This is a genomic window from Falsiphaeobacter marinintestinus, from assembly GCF_007923355.1.
Lineage (GTDB): Bacteria > Pseudomonadota > Alphaproteobacteria > Rhodobacterales > Rhodobacteraceae > Phaeobacter_A > Phaeobacter_A marinintestinus.
In genome coordinates this window covers 207,644-219,424 of record NZ_VOGO01000007.1, presented here as the reverse complement: position 1 = coordinate 219,424, position 11,781 = coordinate 207,644, and the positions used below count along the sequence as shown (strand labels likewise).

The following is an 11,781-nucleotide window of genomic DNA, read 5'->3' as shown; positions in this document are numbered from 1 at the left end:
TTAATTCCGCCCGTCTAGTTGTTCGGCTTCAGCTGCAGCCTGCGTGGCAGTGTCCTGGATCAAAGGCACGGCAACCGGGTTCTTCAACCCCAGCACAAAGGCGCGGCCATAGCCCCAGATCTGGATCAGCAACCGCAGGCACAGCACCGAGAACGCCACCGGCGCCAACAGTTTCGCCGGCCAGATCGGCAGACCGATATCGATCGAACTGTCCCGGCTCCACAGAGGTGAGCCGAAATCAAAGCTGCGCTGGAAATGCGACCAGCTGCCCCAGACCAGCGCGATCATCAGGAAAAGGATCAACACAACCGAAACCAGTTCGGCCAGCCACAAAGCGCGGCCCCTAAGCTGCCCAATCAGGATATCCATCCGGATGTGGGTGCCGTCACGCTGCACATAGGCGATCCCCATGAAGGCCAGCAACGGCATCGCCTGTTCGATCCAGTCGACATAGCCGGGCAGCGGCGCGTTAAACAGGTTGCGCCCTCCGACCGAGATCACGGCCAGCACCATCAGCATGAAAACCGCGATTCCGCTAAGCAACGCCAGAAATTGCTCAAACTTCAACAGTCGCCGATCCAGACGGCTGAGAAGGCTGTCGTCTTCCAGCACAGATGAGTGTCCGGCCATAGGTCAGATCCTCGTATTTGGGGGGTAAAATACAACGCGGCCGGGCACACAAAGCGCCCGGCCTGTCAGAGAACTTAAATCAGTTACTCATCCGTTGTTTGTCGAGCGTGCTCATCACAAGGTCATACAGTTCCTGCGCCGGGATACCCTGTGCGCTCATGTCTGCAATCCAAGCGGCCCGGATCGGATCGGCGGCCTTGGCGCGGAACTCGGCCAGTACCTCGTCCGAGATCATGACCTTCTCGACACCCTTTTCGGCCAGAACACCGTCCCACTTTTCAAGCAGGGCGCCATAGTTGGCCAGATAGTGCGCGATGGCTTCTTCAACAGACTCGTCCAGCGCCATACGCTCTTTGTCGCTCAGCGCGTCATACGCGTCTGTGTTGACCACCACCGGGCAGTTCACGGTGCCGGGGTTCAGGTTTGCGGTCCACCAGTCGGCGCGGTTGATTGTGCCAAACGACAGGTGCGCGTGCTGGGCAAAGGCAACTGTGTCGACAACACCGGATTCCATCGCGTTATAAGCTTCGGTCGCCGGAACCGAGGTCGGCACACCACCCACAGCTTCGAACGCCTTGCCCAGACCACCGGTGGCGCGCACGCGCATCCCGTCCATCTCGGCCAGCGTGTCACGCGGATCGCCAGTTCCAACCAGATTGTACTGCGGCATCGGCGAGGTCATCAGCAGACGCGCGTTCCACTGTTCCATTTCCTTCTGCACGGCAGGATGCGCATAGACGGCGTGGCTGACGGCCACTTCTTCGTCCAGGTTGTTCACACCCAGGAACGGCAGTTCCAGCACAGTGATCGCGCGGTTCTTGTCGCGGTGATACCCGGCGCAAAACTGCGCCATCTCGAACGCGCCGATGGAAATCCCGTCCAGGTTCTCCTTAGGCTTGGACAGACCGCCATAGCTGACGTTGATGGTGAATTCACCACCAGTCTTTTCCGACACCAGCTCGGCCAGCTTTTCGACATGCTCGGTAAACGCGCGACGCTTGCCCCAGACTGATGCATTCCATTCGGTTGCAGACGCTTCGGCCACAAAGCCGACGGCGACGACTGACGCCAAGGCGCCGGACAACAACTTGTTCATATCTTACTCCCTTTTACTGCGGGTCTGTAAACGAACCGCTTGGCAAGGAAGCTAGCGTTAAGCCGTGAGACTGCCAACCCCCCCTGCTTGCACGTATCAGGTGAGTCGCGGGCCATCGACATTCGCGCCCTGTTCACAGCCCCGTTACCGCTATCTTTCGGTATACCAACGCATACCGAAACAATATGTCACACCGCCGCCTCATGGCTCACGGCGCCAATCGGGTACGCCGCCATACTGTCCGCGCCTCCCAAAGGGCTATCGCAGTTAACAGGCAATTACTTGCTCACAAATAGGAATTTACTGGTATGACCCCGAAACTTTACCAAAACGAATGCGAATTCGAAAAAGCTTTACAAGCAAATCGTTACTTTTCGGCGGGTTATTCACTTATTTTCAGCCCCGGGTATTATCTGCCTCAGGGTCAAGACATTCGATCGGCCCCATGATCCGGGCTTGCTCAAGGCCAAACGTCAACGTCTAGAGGGAGGAGCCTCATATGTCCGAAACAGCTCAATCCGAGAACACGGTTTACGCACCGTCCAAGGAAACCGTCGCACGCGCTCATATCGATGCGGCCAAGTACGAAGAGATGTACGCCGCGTCGATCAACGACCCAGAAGCGTTCTGGGGAGAACACGGTAAGCGCATCGACTGGATCAAGCCCTACACCAAGGTCAAGAACACCAGCTTCGCCCCCGGCAACGTCGATATCAAATGGTTCGAAGACGGCACCCTGAACGTCTCGGCCAACTGTATCGACCGTCACCTGGAAACCCGTGGCGACCAGACCGCGATCATCTTCGAACCCGATGATCCCGAAGAAGCCGCCAAGCACATCACCTACAAAGAGCTGCATGTTTCGGTCTGCAAAATGGCCAACATCCTCGAAGATCTGGGTGTCCGCAAAGGCGACCGGGTTGTCATCTACCTCCCGATGATCCCCGAAGCTGCCTATGCCATGCTGGCCTGTGCCCGTATCGGCGCCATCCATTCCATCGTCTTCGCAGGCTTTTCGCCAGACGCGCTGTCAGCCCGGATCAACGGGTCCGACGCCAAGGTGGTGATCACTGCCGACTACGCCCCGCGCGGTGGCCGCAAGACCCCGCTCAAGTCAAACGCCGACGCCGCCCTGCTGCACTGCAAGGACACCGTAAAGTGTCTGGTGGTCAAGCGCACCGGCGGTCAGACCACTTGGGTCGATGGCCGCGACTATGACTATAACGAACTGGCGCTGGAAGCCGACGATTTCCAGTCCCCCGCCGAGATGAACGCCGAAGATCCGCTGTTTATCCTCTACACCTCAGGCTCGACCGGCCAGCCCAAAGGCGTTGTACACTGCACCGGCGGTTACCTTGTCTATGCCGCGATGACACAGGAAATCACCTTCGATTACCACGAAGGCGACATCTATTGGTGTACTGCTGACGTGGGCTGGGTCACCGGCCACAGCTATATCGTCTATGGCCCGCTGGCCAATGGCGCGACCACGCTGATGTTTGAAGGCGTGCCAACCTATCCCGACGCCAGCCGGTTCTGGCAGGTCTGTGAAAAGCACAAGGTCAACCAGTTCTACACCGCCCCCACCGCACTGCGCGCGCTGATGGGTCAGGGCAACGAATGGGTCGAAAAATGTGACCTGTCCTCGCTGCGGACGCTGGGCACAGTTGGTGAGCCGATCAACCCTGAAGCCTGGAACTGGTACAACGACGTGATCGGCGGCGGTCGCTGCCCCATCGTCGACACATGGTGGCAGACGGAAACCGGCGGCCACATGATGACTCCGCTGCCCGGCGCACATGCGACCAAGCCTGGATCGGCCATGAAACCTTTCTTTGGCGTCAAAGCTGTGGTTCTGGACCCACATTCGGGCGATGAGATCCACACATACCCAACCGAAGGCGTTCTCTGCATCGCCGACAGCTGGCCGGCACAGATGCGCACCGTCTGGGGCGATCACGAGCGGTTCGAAAAGACCTATTTCGGCGACTACAAAGGTTACTACTTTGCTGGTGACGGTTGTAAGCGCGATGAAGACGGCGATTTCTGGATCACAGGCCGCGTTGATGACGTGATCAACGTCTCTGGTCACCGCATGGGCACCGCCGAAGTCGAAAGCGCACTGGTGGCACATGCCGCCGTCGCCGAAGCTGCCGTGGTTGGCTATCCGCACGAGATCAAGGGTCAGGGCATCTATTGCTATGTCACCCTGATGAACGATGTGGAACCGTCAGACGAACTCTACAAGGAACTGCGCGCCTGGGTTCGCACTGAAATCGGCCCGATCGCATCGCCCGATGTCATCCAGTGGGCCCCCGGCCTGCCCAAGACACGCTCGGGCAAGATCATGCGCCGTATCCTGCGCAAGATTGCCGAAAACGACTTTGGCTCGCTTGGTGACACCTCGACGCTGGCCGATCCTTCCGTGGTTGACGACCTTATCGCCAACCGGTCGGCCAAATAGGCGGGGATGACAATGAACACTGACGTCATCACAACCCCCGCTGTTCTGATCCTTCTCGGCCCTCCGGGCGCTGGGAAGGGCACACAGGCCCGGATGCTGGAAGACGCATTTGGTCTGGTTCAGCTGTCCACCGGCGACCTGCTGCGCGCAGCCGTTGCTGCCGGAACCGACGCTGGCAAGGCCGCCAAAGCCGTGATGGAAGCCGGAGGATTGGTCAGCGACGAGATCGTCATCGCCATCCTGCGCGACCGTCTGGGTGAAGCCGATTGCGCCAAGGGCGTGATCCTTGACGGCTTCCCCCGCACCACGGTGCAGGCCGAAGCCCTGGACAAGCTGCTGTCCGAAACCGGGCAGAAAATCAACGCGGCCGTCAGCCTTGACGTTGACGACGCCGCGATGGTGACCCGCATTTCCGGCCGCTATACCTGCGGCAACTGCGGCGAAGGCTATCACGACACGTTCAAGACACCGACAAAAGCCGGTGTTTGCGACAAATGCGGCAGCACCGACTTCAAACGCCGCGCAGACGACAACGCCGAGACGGTAGGCCAGCGCCTTGCGGCCTATCACGAACAGACCGCCCCGCTGATTGCCTATTACAGCGACAAGGGTGTGCTGAAGTCCGTCGACGCGATGGGTGACATCGACGCAATCGCCAAGGCTCTTGGCGCAATCGTCGAAACAGCAACGACTTAAAGGCAAGCTGCGGGCCCCGTCACTCCCCATTGGGGCCCGTTATTTCTGGAGGAAGAAGGAGGACCCGCCATGGCGGACCAAAAATCTCATGTTGCGGATACGTCAGAAGCCGACAAAGGCTACTGGCAGGCAAACGTGCGTATCATTCTGATCAGCCTCGTCATCTGGGCGCTGGTTTCGTTCGGGTTCGGCATCCTGCTGCGCCCCATGCTGTCGGGGATCGCCGTCGGCGGCACCGATCTTGGCTTCTGGTTCGCCCAGCAAGGTTCGATCCTGGTGTTTCTGGCTCTGATCTTTTTCTACGCGTTCCGCATGAACAAACTCGACGCCGAATTTGGCGTTGAAGAAGAATAAGAGGGCAAAGGGACAATGGATCAGTTTACCATCAACCTGCTGTTTGTTGGCGCGTCGTTTGCGCTCTACATCGGCATCGCGATCTGGGCCCGTGCGGGTTCCACATCTGAATTCTACGCCGCCGGTCGCGGCGTTCACCCGGTCACCAACGGTATGGCGACAGCGGCTGACTGGATGTCGGCTGCCTCGTTCATCTCGATGGCGGGCCTTATCGCCTTTACCGGCTATGACAACTCCACCTTCCTGATGGGCTGGACAGGTGGCTACGTGCTGCTGGCGCTGCTTCTTGCACCTTACCTGCGCAAGTTCGGCAAATACACCGTGTCGGAATTCATCGGCGACCGTTTCTACAGCCCGACCGCACGCGTCGTGGCCGTGATCTGCCTGATCGTTGCATCGACCACCTACGTGATCGGTCAGATGACCGGTGTGGGCGTGGCCTTTGGCCGCTTCCTCGAAGTCAGCAACACAACCGGTCTGCTGATCGGTGCCTGTGTGGTGTTCGCCTATGCCGTTTTCGGCGGCATGAAGGGTGTGACCTACACTCAGGTGGCTCAGTACTGCGTTCTGATCCTGGCCTATACAATCCCGGCCGTGTTCATTTCGCTGCAACTGACCGGTAATCCGATCCCGGCGCTGGGCCTGTTTGGGGACTATGTCGCCACTGGCGAGCCTCTGCTGCAAAAGCTGGACGCCATCGTGACCGAGTTGGGCTTTAAAGAGTACACTCTGCATCACTCTGACACGCTGAACATGGTTCTGTTCACCCTGTCGCTGATGATCGGTACCGCTGGTCTGCCCCACGTCATCATGCGCTTCTTCACCGTTCCGCGCGTTGCTGATGCTCGCTGGTCGGCGGGCTGGACGCTGGTGTTCATTGCCCTGCTGTACCTCACCGCCCCTGCGGTTGGTGCAATGGCCCGTCTGAACATCACCGACATGATGTGGCCCAACGGCACCGATGGCGAAGCGGTTTCGGTCGAAGCGATCGAAAACGAGAAGCGCTATGACTGGATGGCCACGTGGCAGAAAACCGGTCTGCTGAACTGGGAAGACAAGAACGGCGACGGCAAAATCCAGTACTACAACGACAAAGACGCTGGAATGCAGGCCAAAGCGGCTGAAAAAGGCTGGGAAGGCAACGAGCTGACAAAGTTCAACCGCGACATCCTGGTTCTGGCCAACCCCGAAATCGCCAACCTGCCCAGCTGGGTTATCGGTCTGGTGGCTGCGGGTGGTCTGGCGGCTGCTCTGTCAACGGCTGCTGGTCTGTTGCTGGCGATCTCGTCCGCTGTGTCCCACGACCTGATCAAGGGGTCTATCAACCCGCAGATCTCGGAAAAGGGTGAACTGTTGTCGGCGCGTATTGCTATGGCTGTGGCTATCGCGGTTGCGACCTATCTGGGTCTGAATCCTCCGGGCTTCGCCGCGCAAACTGTGGCACTTGCCTTCGGTCTGGCTGCGGCTTCGATCTTCCCGGCTCTGATGATGGGCATCTTTACCAAGGTGAACAACAAAGGCGCCGTGGCAGGCATGCTGTCCGGCCTGATCGTGACCCTGATCTACATCTTCCTGCACAAGGGCTGGCTGTTCATTCCGGGCACCAACTCCTTCACCGATGCCGATCCGCTGCTGGGCACAATTAAGTCCACCTCGTTCGGCGCTGTTGGTGCAATGGTGAACTTCACGGTTGCCTACTTCGTCTCGAAGTCGTCGGATCCAATCCCGACCGAGATCGAAGAGCTGGTCGAAAGCGTCCGCGTACCGCGTGGCGCGGGTGCCGCCCAGGATCACTAAGATCCAAAGAGGTGGGCCATCGTCCCTGCGACGGCCCGCCATCTTTCAAATCGGTCCTGTCCGGCGCACAACCGGGCAGGACTTTTCTTTTATAAAACAAGGCTGATTCCCATGCCTCTGACCGCTGATCAGATCACACGGTTCCTGAAATCGGTGCATCCCTATGATGCCCTGCCCGAAGATGCGCTGGCCGCCCTTGTTCCCCAGTTCGAACCCTGGGCCGTCGAACAGGATTTCCCGGTCTATGACCTTGGCGACCGCCTGCACGGCGTATTCATTGTCTACGAAGGCAAGATCGAAGTACGCGACGACAACGATGTCGTGGTCTCACACCTTGGGGTGCGCAACTCATTCGGAGAACGCGGCTTGATGCGCGACGGCATCGCCGTGACCAGCGCGCGCGCCGAAACCAGTTCCGTTCTTCTGGTGTTGCCGTCCGGCCCCTTCCGCAAGCTTGTCGACACCTACGACGTGGCAAGAAAGTTTTTTGACCGCACCCGGTCAGACCGCCCTCAGGAACGCTCGCTGACCACCACGCTGGTCGACACCCTGATGGCACATGACCCGGTCACCTGCGCCCCCGATGCCACGGTGCAAGACGCGGCACGTCTCATGCGGGATCGCGGGATATCCTCACTCTGCGTCATGCAGGATAACGCGCTTACCGGATTCCTGACAATCCGCGACCTGTCCGGCAAGGTTCTGGCCGAAGGCCGTCCCGTCGACACCCCCGTTTCGGACATCATGGCCCGTGATCTGCTAACCCTGCCCCCGACCGCCATCGGGTCGGACGTGCTGCACGCGATGATGGAACACCGCATCGGACACATCCCGATTGTCCAGGGCAACAAGCTGGTCGGCGTCGTCACCCAGACAGACCTGACCCGGTTTCAGGCCGTCTCTTCGGCCGAACTGGTCGGCGAGATCGCCCATGCCGCAACCGTCGCCGACATGGCCAAGGTCACGGCGCGCATTCCACAATTGCTGGTGCAGCTGGTCGCCGGTGGCAACCGACACGAGGTTGTGACCCGCCTGATCACCGACATTGCCGACACCGTCACACGCCGCCTGCTGGCCATGGCCGAGGCCACGCTTGGCCCGGCACCGGTGCCCTATCTCTGGCTCGCCTGCGGCAGTCAGGGCCGACAGGAACAAACCGGCGTCAGCGATCAGGACAATTGCCTGGTCCTGCATGACGACGTCACACCCGAACAGATGCCATATTTCGCCGACCTGGCCAAAATCGTCAGCGACGGGCTGGATGTCTGCGGCTATTTCTACTGCCCGGGCGACATGATGGCGACGAACCCACGCTGGTGTCAGCCTGTGCGCGTCTGGCGCGATTACTTCGCGCGCTGGATCGCCAAGCCCGACCCCGAAGCCCAGATGCTGGCCAGTGTGATGTTCGATTTGCGCCCCATCGGTGGCGACGAAAGCCTGTTCACCGGGCTGCAATCCGGAACGCTGAAAGCCGCCAGCAAGAATTCGATCTTCGTGGCGCATATGATTTCGAACTCGCTCAAGCACACGCCCCCTCTGGGCCTGTTGCGTGGTTTTGCAACGATCCGGTCCGGCGAAAACCGCAACACACTGGACATGAAGCACAATGGTGTCGTCCCGGTTGTTGATCTGGCTCGCATCTATGCATTGCAAGGCCAGTTGACCGAGGCAAACACCCGCGCACGTCTGAAAGCCGCCGAAGGCGCCGGGGTGCTCAGCCCGTCTGGTGCGCGCGATTTGCTGGACGCCTATGACCTGATCGCCGAATCCCGGCTTGACCATCAGGTGGCACGGGTCAAGGCAGGCGAAAAGCCTGACAACTTCCTCGCGCCGACCGATCTGTCGGACTTTGAGCGAAGTCATCTCAGGGACGCGTTTGTCGTGGTAAAGACACTGCAATCGGCGCTGGGGCACGGCAAGGGAATGCTCGGCTAACGCCAGTCCCGGCGGCGGCAGGAGGATGCCTCCGGCGGGAGTATTTGGAAAGAGAAGAACGAGGGGGGCGGTTCTCACGCCCCGGGAGGAGCGGGAATGTTTCTGGAGCTGATAGGCACGATTTTTGCCGGAATCGCGATGGCCGGTGTGGTCTTGATCGTGAACAAGGTAAGCGGCGGCAGGTTGCCCAAATGGGCCACGCCCGTTGGCGCGGGCCTTGCGATGATCGCCACCACGATCAGCAGCGAGTACAGCTGGTATAGCCGCAACTCGACCACCCTGCCCGAAGGGATGGCTGTGATACAGACCGTCGAGAACCGCAGCTTCTACCGGCCCTGGACATACATCAAACCCTATACAGAACGGTTTGTGGCGCTGGATTCCGCCAGCGTTCAGACCAATGCAAGCCTGCCGGATCAGCGGCTCGCCGATCTTTATTTCTTTGCCCGCTGGTCTGCCGTGGAAAAGCTGTCAGTGCTGGTGGATTGCGCAGGAAACCGGCGCGCCGCGTTGATGGATGGGGTGAATTTCGACGCAGAAGGCGGTGTGCAGAATGCCGACTGGGTGGTCGCACCCGACGATGATCCGGTGGTCGATGCCGTGTGCGAGGTGTCGTGATGCTGACCAACCTGAGCCTGCGGCTACGCATCTTCCTGTTCTTTTGTCTGCTGGCGCTTGGCGGGGTGCTGATTGCCGGGGGCGCGATGTATGTCGGGTACGTCCGCGCCGACGCGCCCGAGCTTTTGGACGCCTTCGTGTTCAGCGCGATCCTGACGGCCTTTGCCCTGCTGGCGTTGGTGGCCGGGGTGTGGTTGTTGTTCGACGAAAACGTCGCCAAACCGATCGAACGACTGGCGTCAGAAATGCGCGCCCGTGCCCATGCCGGTGTATCGGGCGAGATGGACATGCACACGGCCCGCTATCTGGGTGATCTGGCTCCTGCCGCGGCTGCCGTTGCTGGTCAGTTGTCCAGTTCAACCCTGGGAACGGCTGAGGCCGTGGCCGAGGCCACGGCCCGGCTTGCAGCGGAAAAAGATCGCCTGACCCAGCTTTTGACTGAGATCCCGATGGCGATGGTTCTGGTCAACCCATCTCACCAGATCGTTCTGTATGACGGCCAGGCCGCCGCTGTTCTGGCGCAGGTCGCGCACCCTCGCCTGCACGCCTCGCTGTTCGATTACCTCAAACGCGAAGCGGTCGAGACCGCCTATGCCAAGCTGGTGCGCAGTGGCATGGATGTCAGCTTTACCGCCGAAGGTGCAGATGGCGCACAGTCGTACAGCACCCGGATGAAACCTTTGGGTGAAGCGCCCGGATATATGCTGATCTTTGACGACGCCGATGCCCATATCGCCCCGGAAGACGCCCGCCCGCTGGTCTATGATTTTGACCTTCTGGACAGCCCCGGAGACGCCGCGTTTGAAAACCGGGCGCTGAGCGAATTGGTCTTTGTCGTGTTCGACTCCGAAACCACCGGTCTGCTGCCACACAAGGACGAGGTCGTTCAGATCGGCGCCGTTCGCGTGGTCAAGGGCCGCATCATAGAAGGCGAAGTGCTGGACACATTCGTCGACCCCGAAATGCCGATCCCGGCTGCATCAACCAAAGTGCATGGCGTCAGCAATGCCATGGTGCAGGGCGCGCCGACCATCGACAAGGCCGGTCGCGACTTTCACAAATTCGCGTCCGACGCCGTGATTGTCGCCCACAACGCACCATTTGACATGGCCTTTCTGCGTCGTCATGCGCACCGGATGGACGTCACATGGGACCACCCGATCCTTGACACCGTCCTGTTGTCTGCCGTCGTGTTCGGGGCCAGCGAAACCCACACGCTGGATGCGCTGTGCGATCGTCTGGGCGTGACCATCCCCGCCCACTTGCGCCATACGGCATTGGGCGACGCGCAGGCCACAGCCGAGGTTCTGTGCAAGATGCTTCCGATGCTGGACGCGCGCGGCATGCGCACCTTTGGCGACGTGATCGACGCCACCCGCAAGCACGGACGCCTGCTGGAAGACCTGAACTAAGCCGGGATCTGGAGCATGGACAAATCGCGAAAGACATGGCACCCCATGTCCGATGACCAAACATGCACCCATTATGCCTGATTTCAGCTTTGTCCCCGGACCTGACACGGCCCGCGATTATCGCGATGCGCTGGGATGCTATGGCACGGGCGTGACCGTTGTCACCACGCAAACCGCCAGCGGGCCGCTGGCGATGACGGTGAATTCCTTTGCCTCGGTGTCGCTTGACCCGGCGTTGGTGCTGTGGTGTCCCGGCAAAGCCTCGCCCCGACATGATCGGTTTGTCGCTGCACAGACCTATGCCATCCATGTGATGGCCGAAAATCAGTTGGACATGGCCGCGCATTTCGCCCGCACAGGCGAAGATTTCGGTACTATCGACTGGACACCAAGTGCGGCAGGGGTGCCCCAGCTGTCCGGTTGTCTGGCGCGGTTCGATTGCACTCAGGTAGCCGTGCATGATGGCGGCGATCACTCGATCATTATCGGGCGCGTCGATCTGGCCATGCATCGTCCAGGCAAGGGCCTGATGTTCAAACGTGGCCAATATGGCGGGTTTCTCGGCCTCGACTAAGCGCCGTTTCCGACAAAGAAAACACTCCCGCCCCCGAAACAGCGGGCCGCTGACGCGCCTCTTGTCCGGGGTTGGGCCAAGCAGGGCGCGGGTTCCCCACGCCCTGCGGTTGCGCCTGATCTCGAACGCTGGCCGTCAAAGTCCAACCGCGGGCGGCCTCGGGCCGCACGCTTGGCCCAACAGGTGGCAGGCGGGAGTCAGCCCG

10 protein-coding genes are annotated in these 11,781 nt (G+C 60.1%); 8 read left to right on the top strand and 2 right to left on the bottom strand.

The window, feature by feature from the left end; translation table 11 throughout:
- Complete coding sequence (locus FOY56_RS16190) at positions 1-630, bottom strand: TRAP transporter small permease subunit (protein WP_146346908.1); 630 nt, start codon at positions 628-630, stop codon at positions 1-3.
- Positions 631-709: 79 nt separating this feature from the next.
- Positions 710-1,726 (bottom strand): C4-dicarboxylate TRAP transporter substrate-binding protein, encoded by a 1,017-nt coding sequence (locus tag FOY56_RS16185; RefSeq protein ID WP_146346907.1) that lies wholly within the window; start codon positions 1,724-1,726, stop codon positions 710-712.
- Between the two features lie 499 nt (positions 1,727-2,225).
- On the opposite strand from FOY56_RS16185, the gene acs reads away from it, so the two are divergent.
- The 8 genes from acs to FOY56_RS16145 all read left to right on the top strand — a co-directional run bounded on the left by acs (position 2,226) and on the right by FOY56_RS16145 (position 11,576).
- The gene (acs, locus tag FOY56_RS16180; protein WP_146346906.1) at positions 2,226-4,190 is read left to right on the top strand and encodes an acetate--CoA ligase; all 1,965 of its coding nucleotides are present in this window, start codon (positions 2,226-2,228) and stop codon (positions 4,188-4,190) included.
- 12 nt (positions 4,191-4,202) lie between these two features.
- Positions 4,203-4,886 (top strand): adenylate kinase, encoded by a 684-nt coding sequence (locus tag FOY56_RS16175; protein ID WP_146346905.1) that lies wholly within the window; start codon positions 4,203-4,205, stop codon positions 4,884-4,886.
- Positions 4,887-4,955: 69 nt separating this feature from the next.
- Positions 4,956-5,240, top strand: coding sequence for a DUF4212 domain-containing protein (locus tag FOY56_RS16170; RefSeq protein ID WP_146346904.1), 285 nt, complete (start codon positions 4,956-4,958; stop codon positions 5,238-5,240).
- Between the two features lie 15 nt (positions 5,241-5,255).
- Positions 5,256-7,037 carry a sodium:solute symporter family protein gene (locus tag FOY56_RS16165; RefSeq protein ID WP_146346903.1) on the top strand — a complete coding sequence of 594 codons (1,782 nt, stop codon included), beginning with the start codon at positions 5,256-5,258 and terminating at the stop codon, positions 7,035-7,037.
- 111 nt (positions 7,038-7,148) lie between these two features.
- Positions 7,149-8,972 (top strand): DUF294 nucleotidyltransferase-like domain-containing protein, encoded by a 1,824-nt coding sequence (locus FOY56_RS16160; protein ID WP_146346902.1) that lies wholly within the window; start codon positions 7,149-7,151, stop codon positions 8,970-8,972.
- 96 nt (positions 8,973-9,068) lie between these two features.
- Positions 9,069-9,590, top strand: a complete 522-nt coding sequence (locus FOY56_RS16155; protein ID WP_146346901.1) for a hypothetical protein — start codon at positions 9,069-9,071, stop codon at positions 9,588-9,590.
- Complete coding sequence (locus tag FOY56_RS16150; RefSeq protein ID WP_146346900.1) at positions 9,590-11,002, top strand: 3'-5' exonuclease; 1,413 nt, start codon at positions 9,590-9,592, stop codon at positions 11,000-11,002. The genes FOY56_RS16155 and FOY56_RS16150 overlap by 1 nt, the downstream gene beginning before the upstream one ends.
- Positions 11,003-11,075: 73 nt before the next feature.
- Entirely contained in the window at positions 11,076-11,576 is a 501-nt protein-coding gene (locus FOY56_RS16145; protein WP_146346989.1) for a flavin reductase family protein, read from the top strand.
- Positions 11,577-11,781: the final 205 nt, after the last annotated feature.

Bases quoted from the DNA above. Each gene is read 5' to 3' on its own strand.
- FOY56_RS16190 (WP_146346908.1), bottom strand. From the start codon at position 630: ATGGCCGGACACTCATCTGTGCTGGAAGACGACAGCCTTCTCAGCCGT.
- FOY56_RS16170 (WP_146346904.1), top strand. From the start codon at position 4,956: ATGGCGGACCAAAAATCTCATGTTGCGGATACGTCAGAAGCCGACAAA.
- FOY56_RS16185 (WP_146346907.1), bottom strand. From the start codon at position 1,726: ATGAACAAGTTGTTGTCCGGCGCCTTGGCGTCAGTCGTCGCCGTCGGC.
- FOY56_RS16145 (WP_146346989.1), top strand. From the start codon at position 11,076: ATGCCTGATTTCAGCTTTGTCCCCGGACCTGACACGGCCCGCGATTAT.
- FOY56_RS16165 (WP_146346903.1), top strand. From the start codon at position 5,256: ATGGATCAGTTTACCATCAACCTGCTGTTTGTTGGCGCGTCGTTTGCG.
- FOY56_RS16160 (WP_146346902.1), top strand. From the start codon at position 7,149: ATGCCTCTGACCGCTGATCAGATCACACGGTTCCTGAAATCGGTGCAT.
- FOY56_RS16175 (WP_146346905.1), top strand. From the start codon at position 4,203: ATGAACACTGACGTCATCACAACCCCCGCTGTTCTGATCCTTCTCGGC.
- acs (WP_146346906.1), top strand. From the start codon at position 2,226: ATGTCCGAAACAGCTCAATCCGAGAACACGGTTTACGCACCGTCCAAG.
- FOY56_RS16150 (WP_146346900.1), top strand. From the start codon at position 9,590: ATGCTGACCAACCTGAGCCTGCGGCTACGCATCTTCCTGTTCTTTTGT.
- FOY56_RS16155 (WP_146346901.1), top strand. From the start codon at position 9,069: ATGTTTCTGGAGCTGATAGGCACGATTTTTGCCGGAATCGCGATGGCC.